Source organism: Microbulbifer agarilyticus, assembly GCF_019800665.1.
Taxonomy (GTDB): domain Bacteria; phylum Pseudomonadota; class Gammaproteobacteria; order Pseudomonadales; family Cellvibrionaceae; genus Microbulbifer; species Microbulbifer agarilyticus_C.
In genome coordinates this window covers 299,778-317,078 of sequence record NZ_JAHVKO010000003.1, presented here as the reverse complement: position 1 = coordinate 317,078, position 17,301 = coordinate 299,778, and the positions used below count along the sequence as shown (strand labels likewise).

Sequence of the window (17,301 nt, the reverse complement as noted above, 5' to 3'; positions counted from 1 at the left end):
TTACTTACGCTCAGCGTTTTCTGCCACGATACCGGCACTACGCTCGTCCAGGATGTGCAGGATACGCTTGGCGCGACCATTCACGATGGTGTGCAGCAGTACAGTCGGGATCGCAACACACAGACCCAGAACGGTGGTAATCAATGCAGAGGAAATACCGCCAGCCATTGCTTTAGGATCGCCTGCACCGAAGATGGTGATCGCCTGGAAGGTGATGATCATACCGGTAACGGTACCCAGCAGACCCAGCAGCGGGGCTACCATGGCGATGATCTTCAGCAGGTTCAGACCGGACTCGATGGCCGGGCGCTCTTTCAGCACTGCTTCTTCCATCTTCAGTTCCAGAGTTTCACCGTCAACACCTTTGTTCTCTTCCGCTACGGACAGAACACGACCCAGCGGGTTATTGGTGTTCGGGGTAGAGGAGCGCAGCTGAGCGTTAACCTTAGCGTTTACGCCAGACAGCACGATCAGACGCCAGATAGCCAGCAGCACAGCAACGACACCAACACCGGTGATGATGTAGCCAACGATGCCACCTTGGTGCCAGCGCTCACCCAGGCTCGGGCTTGCAATCAGCGCTTTCAGCAGGGAACCGCCAGTAGGACCAGTGGGGTCAACACCGAACGGGGAGAAACCGCTGCTCGCGTTTTGCAGGTCAGCCGCCATGCTCTGGAACTTGCCTTCTGGCTGACGGATCAGCTCGGCCAGCTTCTGGCTGTCGTTCATTTCCAGGTACTTGCCGTTGGAAACGATGTTGAAGTTACCTACACGGACAACTTCCTGATCAACCTGCTCGCCGTCAGGCAGGATTACGGTGGTATTGAACTTAACAACCTTGCCCGCTTCCACGGTCTCACGCTGCATTTCGTACCACAGACGCTCGATTTCCTGGATGGTCGGCAGTTTGGTCGCGGAGTTCATTTTGTCGATCAGCTGATCGAGGAACTCGGCACGGCCCGGGTACTGCGCAGAAACCAGAGAGGTATCCATATTCGCGCGCAGGTCGCCCGCGGTAGAGGTCAGGTGACCGAACAGCTCTTTCAGAGAGCCCAGACGCTCGTCCAGCTGCTGGCGCTTCTGCTGAACCAGCAGTTCCTGCTCTTCATACTTCTTTTCCAGCGCCGCAGAGCGGGCTTCTTCAGAAGTACGGGTGTTCTCGGCCTGACGCAGCAGAGAGCCCTGGTTGGCTTTCTGGCGACGGAAGTCGGCTTCGCGTTTTTTGTGCTCGGCAGATTCAGCAACCTTGGAGCTCTGTACCATCTTCAGCAGCTGGTCCAGGTTAGAAGCTTTGTCCTGTGCAACAGCAGAAACACTGAACAGGCCAGCGGCTGCAACCGCTAGTACGCGCTTGGCGATAGAGATTTTCATTGTGCAGCCTCCGGAGCCGGGATCGGCATAGTCATGATTGCTTGAGTGGCCTGCTTCTTGGCGATCTTCAGACCTTCCATGATCGCGCGGCGGTAATCGCCGGAATCGATCTCAACCCAAGCTTTCTGCTCTTTGTCGTAGGCCAGGGAGATTTTGGAGTCGGTAGTCTGAGCGACCAGAGCAATACGACCGATCTGCAGTACGTTTACTTCGCGGTCCTGACCGTTCACGTTCAGGGTGTCGCCGTAGCTGTCGATCTTACGCGCGTATTCGGATTCGAAGTTGTACAGTTCCAGCACCTGACGGAATTTCTCCGCTACAGTGATATCGGAACGGTCCATATTGTTCTTAACCGCTGCCAGGTTGGCTTTACGATCAGCCAGCTTGAACGGTGCGTCCAGTTCGATGAACTGCTCCAGGCCGTCCAGCATACGCAGGATCAGAGGCTGGATCTGACGCTCAATAACGGTTACCTGATCGATGGACTCGTCGAGGTCCTTGATCACGGTCAGCTGGTTAGCCAGCTGCTTTTCGAGCTGACGGTTGTATACACGCAGACCGTCAATCTCTTTGTTCACAACTTTGAACTGCTGAAGCAGGTCAGAGGTTTCCTGAGCGATCTTGTCGATGCGCTTTTGAGATGCAGTTGCGGCGGCAGTTTTCTGCTGGCCAACCTTAAGAACGGTGTCGATTGTATCCGCAGTGGCTACGCTACCGTACAGTGCGCCGGCAGACAGCGCAGTGGTCAGCGCCACAGCCATGAATCGCTTGGTTTTCATTAGACCCCCCAGTGGGTTCAATATTTCACAACATGGTCGCGATGGATTAGCTGCCACAACGCGGTAGTTTATTGGTTTGAAGACAGCTAAGAGCCGCACATTGTAAACAGCCGATTTGATTATTCAAATGCCGATTGACTACGTCGAGCCGCCTGTGTAACTCAGTAACACATAGGTAACACCTACGAGTCTGATGCACACATTTGCAGCCATTCACACTGTACAACATTTGACCAAATCTACCTGAAAGAGTGTTTTTTGGTCAAATTGTATTTAAATAAACCTGTCGTACTGGACTAAGCAGTAGTTGTATTCATCCCGTTCCGAGGCCGGGTAACAGTCCCGAGAGACCTCTTTCCAGGTTTTGTCGATGTCCGGGAAAAATGCGTCCCCGTCGACGTCAGCATCCACTTCCGTCACATACAGGCGTTGGGCAAGCGGCAGGGCCTGGCGGTAAATCTCAGCCCCACCGATGACCATCAGTTCAGCCACCCCCGCCTGCTGCGCGGCGGCATCCGCGAGGGTGATCGCAGCTTCCAGCGAGGAAACCACCTCCACACCGTCAGCGCGCCACGCGCTATTGCGGGTGATAACGATATTCTGCCGACCGGGCAGCGGGCGCCCGATGGATTCAAAGGTCTTGCGCCCCATCACCACGGGCTTGCCCAGGGTGGTGCGCTTGAAAAACTGCAGGTCCCCGGAGATGCGCCACGGCAGGGTGTTCTCGCGACCGATAGCGCCATTGCGCGCCATTGCCACGATCATGGCAATGGGGGTCTTGGATGCCCCCATCACACAGCCACCGGCGCGGGAATATGCGGATAGGCCTCGTAGCCCTTCAGCGCAAAGTCCTCAAAACGGAACTCGAACAAGTCCTTCACCTCTGGATTCAGCACCATTTGCGGCTTGGCCAGGGGCTGACGCGAAAGCTGCTCCTCCACCTGTTCCATATGATTGGAATACAGGTGCGCATCGCCAAAAGTGTGAACAAAGTCACCGGGCTGCAGGCCACAAACCTGTGCCAGCATCAGCGTAAGCAGGCTGTAGGAGGCGATATTGAACGGTACTCCGAGGAAAATATCGGCACTGCGCTGGTACAGCTGACAGGACAATTTGCCGTCCGCCACATAGAACTGGAACAGGGCGTGACAGGGTGCCAGCGCCATTTTTCCGGCCGCCGCATTCGCGCTGGGTGACACGCCCTCATCCGGCAAATCGGAGGGGTTCCAGGCGCTGACGATCAGGCGACGGGAGTCCGGACGGGTCTTTAGTTGCTGCACCAGATCCTTGATCTGGTCGATATGCCGCCCGTCCGCCGTAGGCCAGGAGCGCCACTGGTAGCCGTATACCGGCCCCAGATCACCCTCATCGGTGGCCCATTCATCCCAAATACGCACCCCGTTGTCCTTCAAATAGCCGATATTGGTATCGCCTTTCAGGAACCACAGCAGCTCATGAATGATGGAGCGTAGGTGGCACTTTTTAGTGGTGACCAGCGGAAAGCCTTCCGACAGGTCAAAGCGCATCTGATAACCGAAAACACTGCGGGTGCCTGTACCGGTGCGGTCGCTCTTCAGCGTGCCGTTGTCGCGCACATGGCGCATCAATTCGAGATATTGTTTCATCTATTTGCGTATTCTTGAAATCACTTACTTGGCGGCGCTTCTTTTCAGTTTTGCGCCGCCTTTACTCTTTGCGTTATCACCGGACGCCTTGTCACCAGCACCCTCGTCCTGACCGCGCCCTTCCGGCAGCGGCTGGGTGCGGTAGCTCCACACCAGGATGATGATACCGGCTGCGATCATCGGCAGGCACAGCAGCTGGCCGCGCGTCATCCAACCGAACATTACCTCGATGCCGACATCCGGCTGGCGCACGAACTCCACCAGGAAGCGGAAAACGCCATACAGCAGGATAAACAGGCCGCCGACCGCCAGGCGCGGACGCGGCTTGCTGGAATAGATCCACAACACCACAAATAGCACCAAGCCCTCGAGGAAGGCCTGGTACAGCTGAGACGGGTGGCGCACCAGCAATTCCGGATCGCGGGGGAACACCATCCCCCAGGGCCCGTCGGTTTCGCGCCCCCACAGTTCCTGGCCGATAAAGTTGCCAAGACGCCCCAGACCAAGGCCTATCGGCACCAGCGGGGCGACAAAATCGATTAGCGCCGGGAAGGTGGTGCCGATCTTGCGTGCATAAATGGTGGCTGCGAGCATCACGCCGATCAGCCCCCCGTGGAAGCTCATACCCCCTTCCCACACCTTGAACAGGCTGAGCGGATGGGCCAGCAACTCGCTGAAGTTGTAAAAGAACATGTACCCGAGGCGACCACCTACCACCACACCAATGGCGCAGAACAGGATCAGATCCTCAACCTCAGACTTGATCACCGGCGACCAGGGCTTCTGCGCCCGACGCATGGCCAGCCACCAGGCGGCAACGAAGCCAGCCAGGTACATCAGGCCATACCAGTGAATCTTGAGTGGCCCAATAGCCACCGCAACGGGATCTATCTCGGGGTACGTCAGCATGCTGAAACCGCGGTTATGGAAAGTGGGCGTTATTATGGTTGGAAACCCATTGCCAGTAAAAGCCCGGGATTGCCCCGGAGAAGAAATTCCATGTGCCTACTGCTGATTGCCTACCGCCAACACCCCCAGTTTCCATTCATTGTGCTGGCCAACCGGGACGAATTCTATGCCCGCGCCACGCAAGTAGCGGGGCCCTGGCATGACCAGCCAATCACCGCCGGTCGCGATCTGGAGGCCGGAGGGACCTGGCTCGGGGTCGCACCGAACGGAAGGGTCGCCGCAGTCACCAATATGCGCGAGCCCCAGATGCCAGAGCCAGCCGACGTGCTGTCTCGCGGGGAGATTCCGGTCAATTTTCTTACCGGTGAACAGACACCCAGCGCCTTCGCTCAGGGCATTGAAGGGCCGCGCTACCGGGGCTTCAACACCCTGTTGTTCGATGCCCACCTGCTCAGCGACGACCATAACCCGGCTCTGGTGTGCGCCGGCAATCGCCATCAGCCCTTTGCGATTACAGCGGGTGTGCACGGAATCTCTAATGGGGCACCAGATTCCCCCTGGCCCAAGGTCATTCACGGTTGTACTGCGCTGTCCAAACTCACCGCGGGCCTGCCCAACAGGCTGGATGAAAACAGCTTTGTGACCCCGGCGCTTGATCTGCTGGCCGACACGCGCCGGGCGCCAGTTGATGAATTACCCGATACCGGTGTGGGCGAAGCTCTGGAAAGTGCGCTGTCGTCAATTTTCGTGCGCATTCTCGATGGCGATGCACCACCCGGGACACCGCTGTCGACGGGCTACGGTACTCGCGTCAGCTCGCTGGTCGCGGTGGATCGGGACGGCGGTATACAGTTTTGGGAACAGGGGTACGAAAATGGTCAGCGCAGTGGCGCCCCGCGCCATTTTCGCCTGAATCCACCCGCCGGCTAAGGCCACAATCCGCATCGCGCCAGCAACACAAGATTAAATGAATCTAACGCCAAGCAAATTTCGCATTTGTTGCCATACTTAAGTGCACAGGCAGGCGGACGTTGAGATACGCGCAAGTCGTTCTCTCGATTCGCTTTAATAAAAGGAAGGTCGCGCGGGATGCTCGACTAAGGTGCGCTGACGGTGAACGCTTTCACCGGTTTTTCGAGGAGAGGCGCGCCGAAGGTTGGGAAGGTATGAACGATCGGGCCCCGGCTTCCGCACTGTAATCCGGCGCCCTGCAGTATCGCTGAGGTACCATGTCATATTTCATTCCAGAGCGTCGCAAACGCAAATCGATCCTGCCGCTTATTTTCCTCGGCAGCTTGTGCGTGTTTGCCCTCTATTACGCTTTCACTGCCAATCAGAAAACGGTCCCGGTACTGCCGGAGAATGCCGTGCGTCCGCACCTGGTGAACTGGCTGGAGAACAATCCGGATGCGTGGCCTGCTCAGGATCCCATTTTTAATCCGATTGCCGTGCGCCGCATCTACCGTCGCACGGATTACCGCCTGCTGTGGTTTGATAACTACAGTCTCAGCGATACGGCGAACGACCTGCTCAAGCAGCTGACGGCATCAAGCTCTGGCAACCCCAGCAGTATGGTGGATTACCGCTATCACCTGGGTTACTTCGACCGCACACTGCGCGACACCCCGCAACGGTTGCAAATGGCCGCGGTACTCGACGTCTTACTGACCGACGCATTTATCTCTTATGCGCAGGACACCCAGCTGGATAAGTTGCGTCCCAAGGCGCCAAAGCACCATCCACGTTTACGCATGCGCGATAAACACATCACCCCGGTCAACGCCACCGAGGGCGGCTTCCAAATGGTAAGCCAGCGCAGTGATACAGAGGCGCTGCTCGACGGCCTGCAACTCGCCAACAACAGCTACGGCAACCATTCCGGGCGCGAGTACTTCCGAGGCTACAACCGCGGCAGCAAGACGGTAAATCGCTCACGCTATTACACCCAGCGCTCCTCTCAGGGCCGCCAGGTTTACAGCAGCAGCTCCCGCTATGGCACCAGTCACAGCGCTCGCTATTCCACCCGCAGCTATCCGCGCCCCTATTCCGCAAACCGCTCTTACCCCCGGGTAATGCCCCGCTTCCGCAGCCTGGCGGATGAAGGCTCAGGCCTGACCCCATCCCATGGCGAAGGCTTGTATGTCGAGGAAAACACCCCGTTTGGCAACGATGCCCAGGCCTTGCGCGAGCAGCTCGCCCGCTACCGCAATATGGCCGCATCCGGTCGCTGGCGTCCGCTGCCCGCAGGACCGGCGATGACCCTCGGCGCCAAGCACGCAAATGTTATTCACCTGCGCAATATGTTGACGGTGTACGGGGACTATTACGGTTTCGGTGACGACATCAACAGCAAGAAGTTTGACCAGCGCCTGCACAATGCAGTGGTACGCTTCCAGGTACGTCACGGTCTGAAACCCGATGGCATCGTTGGCAAACAAACTCGTCAGCGCATGAACATCTCGCCCTCCGCCCGTGCGCGCATTATTGAAACCAATATTCGTCGCCGCGAGAAACTGCCGGCCAACCTGGGCAACCGCTTTATTCAGGTCAATATCCCGGGGTACCGCCTGAACTATGTGGAGCAGGACCGCATCAAGCTGTCGATGAATGTGGTGGTGGGCAAGAAGGTCCACCAGACCCCGGAAATCAACACCCGCGTAGCCCGCGTTGTGTTCAATCCCACCTGGACGGTACCGCGCAGTATTCTGGTGAGCGAGATTCTGCCCAAGGCGCGGGCCAACCCGCACGGCATGGAAAACCTGGGCTACCGCGTGGTGAATGGTAGTGGCGAATACCTACCGCTCAACTCGCAGAACCTCAAACGCGCGGCTGCCGGTGGCTTCCTGATGCGCCAGAAGGGCGGCGAGCAGAATATTCTGGGTCGGATCAAGTTCGAGATCCCGAACTCCGACGACATCTATCTGCACGACACCCGCGCCAAGAGCCTGTTCAGCCTGACCGATCGTGACTACAGCCACGGCTGTGTTCGCCTAGAAAAACCCCGCCAGCTGGCTGAGGTACTGCTGCAGGGCGAGCCCGGTGACTGGAGCCGCTACCGCATTGAGCAGCTGACCACCGGTGACGACACCACCGAGGTACGCATGAGCAAGAATGTGAAGGTGTACCTGACCTACTGGACCGCTTGGGTCGATGGCCAAGGGCGCATGCACTTCCGCCCGGACATTTACGGTAAGGACGGTCTCGCCGCAAACCAGTTCTGATACTTCTCTCACTGCCCATGAAAGCGCCGGGTGAAGGAACCACCCGGCCGATTCAGGCTCCCTATATTCCTAAACCACCGGACATCCTCAATCCGCATACCCCAATCGTATTTGCCGCCATTCCGGTCACAAATTACCAATTAATGCACAGCGCTCGCACTTCGCGCGCTGTGTTTGATTGGTAATAGGGGCCGAGCCAGCTGCCCCGGCACAGACAGGGGTCAGCGATGGGCAACAAGTTGGGATATCCGGTCACTTTCAGTGCGGCAATGCTGTTGTCGCTAACCATTGATACGATTGCGCTGGAACAGCCTGCACAAACGACGCCAAACCAACAAAACCAGACAGGACAGACAACCCCGGCGGCCCGACAAAATCCCCAGAAGCGTTCACGCGCGGAAGATTCCGCAACCTCTGACCAAAGCACCTCTTACAGTCCCTATACGCCTTACGGCCGCCAGTACGCGTTGATGCGCGAAGAATTGGCGCGCTACCAATCTCTTAGCAACACCGGCAACTGGCAGCCGCTGCCTGCGGGGCAACCGCTGGGACCCGGGGTGCGTGACGAACGGGTCAAGGCACTGCGCAGCCTGCTGATGCAATACGGCGATTTGACGTTGTCATCCGACATGGCAGCAGTGACCGCGCAAAACACCGCGGGGGCAACCGACAAAACAAAGTCCACGGCCGACCTCTACGATCAACAACTGCGCAAGGGGGTTGAGCGCTTCCAGCGCCGGCACGGACTGCGCGCCGATGGCGTCGTCGACAAACGTACCCGTGACGCACTGAATACTCCCCCCAAAAAACGCCTTCAGACCCTCGAAGCCAACCTCGCGCGCTGGCAGCAAACCCCCAAAGATTTGGGGCCACGCTACCTGGTAGTGAATATTCCCGAATACACCCTGCGCCTGATGCAGAACGAGCAAGAGCAGTACCAAATGCGCGTAGTGGTGGGTAAAACCAAGCACCAGACACCGCGGTTGAGCACCCGCATGACCCGAGTGGTATTCAACCCCACCTGGACGGTGCCGCGCAGTATCGCTCTCAAGGAACTATTACCCAAAGGTGCCGGCACTTTAACGTCCCGGGGCTACCGGCTAGTCAACAATCGCGGCAAAGCTGTGCCCTTCAGCGGCGCCAACCTGCGCGCCCTGCGCCTGGGTGGCGTAGCCCTGCGACAGCGGGGCGGCGAGGGAAACGCCCTCGGACGCTTCAAATTCATCATTCCTAATCAGCAAGCCATTTTCCTGCATGACACGCAGAAGAAAGAACTCTTCGGGCGCAACCAGCGCGCCTTTAGCCACGGTTGTGTGCGCCTGCAAAAACCGCGGGAATTGGCTCAGATTGTGCTCGCGGATCAAGGCAGACCGGGCAAGTGGGATCAGGAGCGGCTGGCAAGATTCACCACCGGTAGCCGCACTCGCTCCGTAGAACTGGACCAGCCAATCCCAGTACATATTGTCTACTGGACGGCGTGGGTCGATGAGGAAGGCTTACTGAACTTTCGCCCGGACATTTACCAGCTCGACAAGAACACCGCAGAGTGACAGTGGGGGAGTTCGATGTGCATTAACAAACGCCTGAAAAATACCAAGCCGCCCAATCTCAGCATGTGTGAGTGGCACGCGCTGGCGGTCGTGGGTTTTTGTGCCCTGCTCCCCCTCAGTGCGCTTGCGCAACAAGAAACGGCTAGCGCAAACACTATCGCGCCCGATATCGAATTACCGGGGGCACAAGCCGAGCAACAAAACACACCGCCAACAGTGGCCGCGGCAAACAGAGCCATCAATTTCGCCTCCGCCGGCAATGCGCTGCGCGAAGAAGCGGTGCGCTACCGGACCCTGGCGCAGCACTGGCAGCCTATCGATGCCGGCACACCCCTGCGCGCCGGTGACCAGGGGCCAAGAGTGGCGCAACTGCGCGCCATCTTGAAACTATACGGGGACTATCAAGGCCCACTGGGGCCGCTCGCATCCGCCAAGTCGGCCGACGATCGTTTTGATGCGGGCCTGCAACGCGCGGTGGAGTCTTATCAGCGCCGCCACGGGATCGAAGTGACCGGCACTGCCAACCGCACCACGCTGGAGGCACTGTCACGACCACCGCAAGAACTGGCGGAAATTCTCGAGATCAATGCGGAGCGCTGGGACAAGCTACCCGCCAAACCGGGTAACCGTTACATCTTTGTCAATGTGCCGGACTTTCAGCTGCAGCTCATCGATGACCAGCAGGTAGTACTCACCATGAAAACCGTGGTGGGTAAAAGCAGCAAGCGTACCCCGGACCTGAACACCCGGGTGGTATCGGTGGTATTCAACCCCACCTGGACGGTGCCACGCAGCATCCTGCTGACCGACCTGCTACCCAAGGCGCGGAATTTCCCCGAGGCCATGCACAAACGCGGCTATCGGGTAATCCGCTACGGCACCAATACCACGACCCCGATCAGCGAAAAAAGCATCGAGAGCGCCGCCCGTGGTAAAGCGACCCTGCGCCAGATCGCCGGCCCCGGCAACACACTGGGGCGCGTCAAATTTGTTATCCCCAATAAGCAGGCCATTTTTCTGCACGATACCCAGGCGCAGAGCCTGTTCGACCAGCGCCACCGCGCCTTCAGCCACGGCTGCATCCGACTTCAGCAGCCGGAAGAGCTGGCATATGCCCTGCTCGGCAAACAGGGATGGGACAGAACCCGCGTTGCACAGGCAACCACGGGGGATGAATCACTCACAATCAAGGTGAAAAACCCGCCCAAGCTCTTCATTACCTACCTCACGGCTTGGGTCGATCATCTGGGCCAGGTCCAGTTCCGCCCGGATATTTATCACCGGGACCGCTAGTAAACTTGCAAAACACCCTGCTTCGACGGTTCCTTTTTCGCAGTAGTTTCCAGCGCCCTCGTGTTTCGATCCAAACTTTGCACGGGCTCTACTATCAGGAAATGTACGCGGCAAGCTTCCCGCCTAACATCCTGGCGGCCTTATAGTGCACATATTTAATAACGACACAGCTCTAGCTGTAGAGCTGCCCTACTTGAACGCATTCAACTTATCCAATCAAGTCAGGTAAAACCCTGAAAAACAAAATGACCAATCGCACGTTACTACCCTCCCTAAACAATTTGTCGCGTTACATTTAGGGAAATGGGGAGGCACACTTTCGGAAAACGCTAATATAAGCACCTAAGGAGTACTATCACCTCATATGTACTGAAGTGATTATCCGGGGCTCTCGGCGCCAACGAAGAAAGCATTTAGATGAAGAAATCCGACGCGCTATCAACGATCAATTTTCTCGATCGAACCAACGCCAACATATTGGCACTGGTAACCCCGGAAATCCCGCGGCTGAACAAAGTTCGCAAAGAAAATGATTACAGCGAACGTCCAACATTTTCCGCGCCACCCGCTATGCCTCTGCAATACGAAGTCGTTCACGATGTGAAAATACGATATGCACACATCGGTTCCAGCGAAAAACCAACACTCGTAATGCTCGCTCCGTTTCCGCAGAGCATAATTGCCTACGCGCCAATATGGCCACTCTTAGCAAAAGAGTTCCATCTTTACGCCTTTGACATGCCCGGTTTCGGCCACAGTGAAGGCGGGAAGGAATTCATGAGTTTTAGCGCACAGGGCGACTTCCTCAACAGCCTGATTCAACACTTCAACATCGAGAACCCACATCTTCTCGGGCCTGATGTAGGTATGCCAGCAATTCTCTATTACGCAGGCACATACGATGAAAAAATCGCTAGCATTATCGTTGGGGATGGCCCCGCCATCAGTCCTTCGTCCAATGCCAGCATTATCCATAAGATGGTCGAGTCACCCTTCTGGCGGCTGATTTTCCGTATTGCCGGAGCAGGAGCGCTCGTGGAAGCCGGACGCCGAATCTGCTACGTAAATTATTGCCCCAACGATATTGAACTTTCGGATTACAAGAAATCCTATTCAGGAAGGGTTAGCGCCGCGCTACATTGGTTTAAGAACTATCCTGAAAGCCTGGCAACCGTCGACCCGCTCCTTGAGAGTATCGCGTCACCCACACTGCTGTTCTGGGGAGATGAGGACGCAATCCTCCTTCCTGACAATGCCGTGCGAATCCAGAAGAGAATGCCCAATGCAAAATTGCATATTTTCGAGCGCTGCGGGCATTTTTGCTACCAAGATAGAGCCGAAGAATTTACCGCGATGGTCATCGACTGGATTCGCAAACATGACTGAAAAAATCACCAAAATTAATTTATTTCTCTGCACCGAACAGTAACGCCCGATTGAGCCCGGAGATTACAAATGAGTTTCTGCCACAAACCGGCCTTTCGACAGATACTTGTCACCTCACTGCTCATACTCTTATTACCTTTATCCAGCTTTGCGGAGGAACAGCAACCGAATATTCTGATCATACTGTCGGACGATATGGGATGGGCCGATACGGGAGCTTTCGGCGGCGAGATCGAGACACCTAACATCGATCAAATCGCTAGAGAGGGTGTGCGCTTCGTAAACTTCTACACCAATCCGATGTGTACTCCCACGCGGGTTACGCTGATGTCAGGACTGGATCATCACATAGCCGGCGCCGGCACTATGACACTGTTCACGGCGCCTAACCAGCAGGGCAAGCGTGGCTATGAGGGGTGGCTTCTGCCCGATTACAAAACCCTCGCAAACATTATGCAGGAGTCCGGTTATAACACCTATGTTTCGGGAAAATGGGACCTGGGCCGCTTTCCCGAATTAATTCCCAGATCAAGAGGATTCGATAGAGACTTCGTTCTGTTGGACAGCCACGGCAGTCACTACGACATGACAAATCTGTACACGGATAATCCAAAGCTCATGTTTACCGAAGATGGTAAATACTTGACGCGTCTGCCAAAGGACTATTATTCCAGCAAAACTTATACGGACAAGATGATCTCCTTCATCGAAGAAGGCCGTAGTAATGGCAAACCATTTTTTGCTTATCTAGCATACCAAGCACCTCATGATCCTCACCATGTAGATGAACCGTGGCGAAGCAAGTATCAGGGCATATACGACAAAGGCTGGACTTATTTTCATCGGGCTCGTTATTCAAAACAGCAAGCGCTAGGCCTGCTACCCGAAAATTCCGAACTGGCCGAACGCTATTGGTATTTACCAGATTCTGAAGTTCTCGCCCCCATCACGCTCGCTACTCTCGGCAGGCACATGGAACTGTATGCGGCAATGATGAACAATATGGATTACCACATTGGTCGACTCCTTGAGTACCTGAAAGAGATCGGCCAGTATGAAAATACCGTTATTATTTTCTTTGGCGATAATGGACCGGAAGGAAACAACACTTTCGAAGCAATTACAGCTTCCGGCCTGAGTAATAATATCTTTCGTGCGAAACACTGGTCTCAAGAGCACCATATTAATGTCCTAGGCACGCCCAATTCCTACCCAGAATACGGCGCTGGTTGGGCGCAAGTCTCAGCCACCCCATTTTACGGGCACAAATCTTTTCCATCAGAAGGTGGCATTCGCAATGCACTGATTGTGAAAATGCCAGACAGCAAGCATGTCGGCGGCACCATTCGAACCGATTTCATGCATGTCAGTGACATAATGCCGACATTGACGGAGCTCACAGGGCAAGAATTTCCAAATGGCGACACCGCTGGAAAGAGTTGGCTGGGGATGCTTCGAGATCCTGCACAACATGTTCGAGACGAGGACGATTGGATAGGCTGGGAAATCATGGGCGCCATGGCCCTGCGCAAAGGAGACTGGAAAATACTGAACAACTGGCCACCCTACGGTACAGGGAGTTGGCAGCTTTACGATCTCAAATCAGACTGGGCAGAACGTCACGACCTTGCAGCCGTTCATCCTGAAATACTCAAAGAGCTGATATCGCTCTATGAAAATCAATACATGCCCAACAACAACATTATCTTACCGAACCGTGCAATCTCTGAAAGCCTATGGTGGAACAAACCCCTGAGATTCCCCCAGTTCGACAACTATCCGCCGGGCCTGTATCGACAACAGTATCACCCACCGCCTGAAATGCTCGCAGAGCCGAAAGAATAGGAGCGAGGATAAACACTATGAATCGAAGACTAATCAAAGCTGACAAACTTCCAGGCCTGTTCATCGCCGCGCTGATTTGTATGCTGGTTTCCGTCTCTGCGAATGCTGTTTCACTGCCACCTCGCTTCTACCACAAGACACTGGTAGGTACGAATTTCATCCCCATCCTCGGGATAAGTATCGATGGCAATGTAAATCCGCTGGATCCGTCTTATACGGTCAATGCTGATGCGCAAATCGACGGCAATCTGGTAATGGCGGGCTATGCCAGAAACTTCTCCTTTTTCGGTCGGTCGGCCCAATTGGCGTACTTGCAACCCATGGGGGATCTGTCCATTCGCAGTACGGCTGGAGCCGAGCAACCCACAGACGCATCGGCGAATGGCTTTGGCGATCCGTTCTTCGAATTCAATATGAACCTTATCGGCCCCGATCCCCAGCGCACTTTGCCTGACGCTCTCCGGTATAACCCCGGCTTTTCCATGGATATCTTGATAGATCTCAGTGTCCCGATCGGTGAATACAATGAGGGAGAGGCAATAAACATGGGGATGAACCGCGTCTGGGGACGCGTTGGATTCCCCATGATCCTCCAGATTGGCGACGTTTGGGCTCCAGGCCATCGCACCTCACTAGAAGTCATTCCAGCGGTAATCTTGTATGGGGACAATGACGATTTCGGCCCCAATGGTGATTTGACCCAAAGTACTGACCCCGGCTCTAGCCTGGCCATGCATTTTACCCATGACCTCAACGATGATATCTGGATATCACTGGACTACACCTACTTGCAGCTGGGGGATTCGGAAGTGGGACCGGTAGAGAGCGATGGCCAAAGTTTTTCAAGTGTTGGCGCGACGATTAGCACACAGATCACACGAAACATGGTGGCTAGTTTCGGGTACCAATCAACGCTTAACGACGATGCGCCAGGAGACATCAAGATGAGTACTTTCAGCCTGAACTTCACCTTTTTCTGGGCCCCCTTGCTCGACGGACTGCACCGAATTGGTTCTGATGGCGAATAACTGGCTCTCTTGAGGGGCGGGGGATTAGCCTCCCACCCCCAACGCCCACCTCTACCCCCAACGCCCACCTCTAAAAGGCGCGCTCAACTATAGGAACAGGGCAGGCTTCACGTACTCCCTGCCCATACTCCTGAGGAACCCTTTATTTGAAACTTGCAGGTCACAGAAAAATAATTTCCCACAAATGACAACGTTGTCACCGAAAATTTGAGGGTCACCAACCTGCACACAGCAAAAAAAATCCGAAGTACCTAGCGTGGTAGAAAAAAATCGCCAGTCCGTTTTCCAACCATTTCCTCATTACCGCTGATCGATTTGTAACCAAAGGTTATTTTTTGTACAGTGCACCCATACCGAAAAGCACCGGACGCTTCTCGAAGACTAGAGGCTTATTGAAAGCACAACTCACTACGACACCAAAGGCGGTAACAGGGTATGAAAGAACTTTCCAGACGCAGGTTTTTAGCAGTTTCTGCAGCAACCGCGGCGGCGGTTTCAGCCGGCCCCGCAATGGCAAAAGTGGGCAAGTCGCGCAACCTGAAAATGCGTAATTTGCACACCGGTGAGCGCCTGAACACAGCATTCTGGGCAAATGGCGACTACGACGGTAGCGGCCTGAAGCAATTCAACCGACTGCTGCGCGATCACCGCGCCAATGAAGTAACACGTATGGACCCGAAACTGTTCGACATCGTGTACAAGATCAAGGAAAAACTGAACTACAACGGTGAGATCGAGATTATCTCCGGATACCGCTCTCCCAAGACCAACGCCAAGCTCCGCGCAGCTGGCCGTGGTGTGGCGCGACGCAGCTACCACACCCGAGGCATGGCACTGGATATCCGCATGCCGGGTGTCGCCCTGTCTAAAGTGCGCAAAGCGGCGCTCGACCTGAAAGCAGGTGGCGTGGGTTACTATCCGAAGAGTAACTTCGTACACGTAGACACCGGCCCGGTTCGTCGCTGGTAAGCGGCTGACCGCGCCCACCCCCGGAACTGACCGGGAAACAAAAAACCCAGGCTTTGCCTGGGTTTTTTGCGTTTCGTGTCGAGCAATTCTTTCGCCTTCACTCCTCCGGCAGGGTCACACTCACCGGGGTCATGTCTTCTTCCCGTGCTGGCACCTTGGTATCCCCGGAAATCAGCCCGAGCAGTTTTTCCACTTGCTGACGGCTGCGCTGCAATTCTGCCGGCTCCGCCAGCTCGATGGGATCTTCCATTTTCAACAGCCGCGCTTCCAGTAACCCAAAGGTCTCCGCCAGCGCCGCAGCCTGATGCTGGTCCAGCAACATGTCTGCCAGTCCGGAGCCCTCCCCCGGCAGCCAGGCCACCTGTAGATTGCGCAATATGGCCAGCAGCGCCTGTTTGGAGTTTGCCGCCAGGCCACTTTCCACATCACTTTCGGAGCTCTCTGGCACCCGTGGCAAAATTTCATCCCGCAGGAGATCTACATGGGCACTGCGAATCCACTGCAGTCGCGCAACGGGTTCACGGGCCAAATAATAGCGGGACAGGTCGTTGGCAGTGACCGGCCAGCGATTGGCCAGTTGCGACATATCTTCGCTGATGCCCTGAGTAATCAGTCGAGTCAATTCACGACGTCGATTCGACGCCTGCGCCTTGGGTTCCTCGCCCCCGCTGGACTCGGCAAACTGATCTGCGGAGCGCTCGCCAGTGGGCCCCCACAGCATAATTTCCAGGGCGTGAAAGCCGGTACTGGCTTCCTCGTGGGCGGTAAGTCGATGCTGCTTGCGTAAATTGGCCAGCGTCAGCTCAATGGCAGTGTCATTCACAATGCCACTGGTAGAGTAGCCGGGTACCGTATCCAGATAACCAGCCTGTACCGGCCAACTGTTCAGCGCCATCAGCAAGTCCTGGCCCTGCTGTTGCAGTGGTGAAGGAGCAAAGGCCACCTTGATAAACGGCAGCGCAGCGGAAAATTCACGGTGCGCATCCAGCCAGGCCAGCTTGGCGGATTCCAGGTGATCCTCCGTGGGTACCATCAGTAACTGGGTGACCGCACGATCCAGGGCCTGCGTTGCGGCTTGCGCATCAATGACCTGGGCCTGGCCAGCCTGCCAGTATTCCTCGGAGTAGGCATTGGCGGCGGCGGCATTCACCGCCTGCACCGGTGCGGCAGAAACATCCTCCTGCGCGGCGCCTGCTTCCGGCTTGCGTTCACACCCGCTCGTCGCCAGTAACAAGCCACCGAGCATTAGCGCCTGAGACAGCCGCTTTACGCCACTTGAAAGATTCTTTGCAAACATTCCCTGACAAAAACATATCCCGGGTACT

At 55.8% G+C, this 17,301-nt stretch carries 14 protein-coding genes; 8 read left to right on the top strand and 6 right to left on the bottom strand.

What is annotated here, in order from left to right; all coding sequences use genetic code 11:
* The 5 genes from KUV22_RS07035 to lgt form a co-directional block, all read right to left on the bottom strand.
* Positions 1–1,371, bottom strand: a complete 1,371-nt coding sequence (locus KUV22_RS07035) for a MotA/TolQ/ExbB proton channel family protein (protein ID WP_222229685.1) — start codon at positions 1,369–1,371, stop codon at positions 1–3.
* On the bottom strand, positions 1,368–2,150 hold the full coding sequence (locus tag KUV22_RS07030) for a DUF3450 domain-containing protein (protein ID WP_222229683.1): 783 nt from the start codon (positions 2,148–2,150) through the stop codon (positions 1,368–1,370). The genes KUV22_RS07035 and KUV22_RS07030 overlap by 4 nt, the downstream gene beginning before the upstream one ends.
* A gap of 273 nt (positions 2,151–2,423) precedes the next feature.
* On the bottom strand, positions 2,424–2,942 hold the full coding sequence (locus KUV22_RS07025; RefSeq protein WP_222229682.1) for a dihydrofolate reductase: 519 nt from the start codon (positions 2,940–2,942) through the stop codon (positions 2,424–2,426).
* Positions 2,942–3,775, bottom strand: coding sequence for a thymidylate synthase (locus KUV22_RS07020; RefSeq protein WP_222229681.1), 834 nt, complete (start codon positions 3,773–3,775; stop codon positions 2,942–2,944). The genes KUV22_RS07025 and KUV22_RS07020 overlap by 1 nt, the downstream gene beginning before the upstream one ends.
* Positions 3,776–3,799: 24 nt before the next feature.
* Positions 3,800–4,684 carry a prolipoprotein diacylglyceryl transferase gene (lgt, locus tag KUV22_RS07015; protein WP_222229679.1) on the bottom strand — a complete coding sequence of 295 codons (885 nt, stop codon included), beginning with the start codon at positions 4,682–4,684 and terminating at the stop codon, positions 3,800–3,802.
* Between the two features lie 90 nt (positions 4,685–4,774).
* On the opposite strand from lgt, the gene KUV22_RS07010 reads away from it, so the two are divergent.
* The 8 genes from KUV22_RS07010 to KUV22_RS06975 all read left to right on the top strand — a co-directional run bounded on the left by KUV22_RS07010 (position 4,775) and on the right by KUV22_RS06975 (position 15,976).
* Positions 4,775–5,614 (top strand): NRDE family protein, encoded by an 840-nt coding sequence (locus KUV22_RS07010; RefSeq protein ID WP_222229677.1) that lies wholly within the window; start codon positions 4,775–4,777, stop codon positions 5,612–5,614.
* Positions 5,615–5,913: 299 nt separating this feature from the next.
* A complete protein-coding gene (locus tag KUV22_RS07005) occupies positions 5,914–7,905 on the top strand; it encodes a L,D-transpeptidase family protein (protein ID WP_222229674.1) in 1,992 nt (663 codons plus the stop codon).
* 227 nt (positions 7,906–8,132) lie between these two features.
* On the top strand, positions 8,133–9,455 hold the full coding sequence (locus KUV22_RS07000) for a L,D-transpeptidase family protein (protein ID WP_222229672.1): 1,323 nt from the start codon (positions 8,133–8,135) through the stop codon (positions 9,453–9,455).
* Between the two features lie 15 nt (positions 9,456–9,470).
* The gene (locus KUV22_RS06995) at positions 9,471–10,748 is read left to right on the top strand and encodes a L,D-transpeptidase family protein (protein ID WP_222229670.1); all 1,278 of its coding nucleotides are present in this window, start codon (positions 9,471–9,473) and stop codon (positions 10,746–10,748) included.
* A gap of 417 nt (positions 10,749–11,165) precedes the next feature.
* Positions 11,166–12,134 carry an alpha/beta fold hydrolase gene (locus tag KUV22_RS06990; protein ID WP_222229668.1) on the top strand — a complete coding sequence of 323 codons (969 nt, stop codon included), beginning with the start codon at positions 11,166–11,168 and terminating at the stop codon, positions 12,132–12,134.
* A 69-nt stretch (positions 12,135–12,203) separates the two neighbouring features.
* The gene (locus KUV22_RS06985; protein ID WP_222229665.1) at positions 12,204–13,979 is read left to right on the top strand and encodes an arylsulfatase; all 1,776 of its coding nucleotides are present in this window, start codon (positions 12,204–12,206) and stop codon (positions 13,977–13,979) included.
* 17 nt (positions 13,980–13,996) lie between these two features.
* Positions 13,997–15,007, top strand: coding sequence for a transporter (locus KUV22_RS06980; protein ID WP_222229663.1), 1,011 nt, complete (start codon positions 13,997–13,999; stop codon positions 15,005–15,007).
* 435 nt (positions 15,008–15,442) lie between these two features.
* Entirely contained in the window at positions 15,443–15,976 is a 534-nt protein-coding gene (locus KUV22_RS06975) for a DUF882 domain-containing protein (protein ID WP_224867438.1), read from the top strand.
* A gap of 97 nt (positions 15,977–16,073) precedes the next feature.
* Here the strand turns inward: KUV22_RS06975 and KUV22_RS06970 are convergent, their stop codons facing one another.
* Positions 16,074–17,273, bottom strand: a complete 1,200-nt coding sequence (locus tag KUV22_RS06970; RefSeq protein WP_261319250.1) for an imelysin family protein — start codon at positions 17,271–17,273, stop codon at positions 16,074–16,076.
* Between the last annotated feature and the right edge of the window lie 28 nt (positions 17,274–17,301).

Excerpts from the sequence above, each read along its gene's own strand:
- KUV22_RS07030 (WP_222229683.1), bottom strand. The coding sequence starts at position 2,150 with ATGAAAACCAAGCGATTCATGGCTGTGGCGCTGACCACTGCGCTGTCT.
- KUV22_RS06995 (WP_222229670.1), top strand. The coding sequence starts at position 9,471 with ATGTGCATTAACAAACGCCTGAAAAATACCAAGCCGCCCAATCTCAGC.
- KUV22_RS07025 (WP_222229682.1), bottom strand. The coding sequence starts at position 2,942 with ATGGGGGCATCCAAGACCCCCATTGCCATGATCGTGGCAATGGCGCGC.
- KUV22_RS06980 (WP_222229663.1), top strand. The coding sequence starts at position 13,997 with ATGAATCGAAGACTAATCAAAGCTGACAAACTTCCAGGCCTGTTCATC.
- KUV22_RS07035 (WP_222229685.1), bottom strand. The coding sequence starts at position 1,371 with ATGAAAATCTCTATCGCCAAGCGCGTACTAGCGGTTGCAGCCGCTGGC.
- KUV22_RS07005 (WP_222229674.1), top strand. The coding sequence starts at position 5,914 with ATGTCATATTTCATTCCAGAGCGTCGCAAACGCAAATCGATCCTGCCG.
- KUV22_RS06970 (WP_261319250.1), bottom strand. The coding sequence starts at position 17,273 with ATGTTTGCAAAGAATCTTTCAAGTGGCGTAAAGCGGCTGTCTCAGGCG.
- KUV22_RS07000 (WP_222229672.1), top strand. The coding sequence starts at position 8,133 with ATGGGCAACAAGTTGGGATATCCGGTCACTTTCAGTGCGGCAATGCTG.
- lgt (WP_222229679.1), bottom strand. The coding sequence starts at position 4,684 with ATGCTGACGTACCCCGAGATAGATCCCGTTGCGGTGGCTATTGGGCCA.
- KUV22_RS07010 (WP_222229677.1), top strand. The coding sequence starts at position 4,775 with ATGTGCCTACTGCTGATTGCCTACCGCCAACACCCCCAGTTTCCATTC.
- KUV22_RS06975 (WP_224867438.1), top strand. The coding sequence starts at position 15,443 with ATGAAAGAACTTTCCAGACGCAGGTTTTTAGCAGTTTCTGCAGCAACC.
- KUV22_RS07020 (WP_222229681.1), bottom strand. The coding sequence starts at position 3,775 with ATGAAACAATATCTCGAATTGATGCGCCATGTGCGCGACAACGGCACG.
- KUV22_RS06985 (WP_222229665.1), top strand. The coding sequence starts at position 12,204 with ATGAGTTTCTGCCACAAACCGGCCTTTCGACAGATACTTGTCACCTCA.
- KUV22_RS06990 (WP_222229668.1), top strand. The coding sequence starts at position 11,166 with ATGAAGAAATCCGACGCGCTATCAACGATCAATTTTCTCGATCGAACC.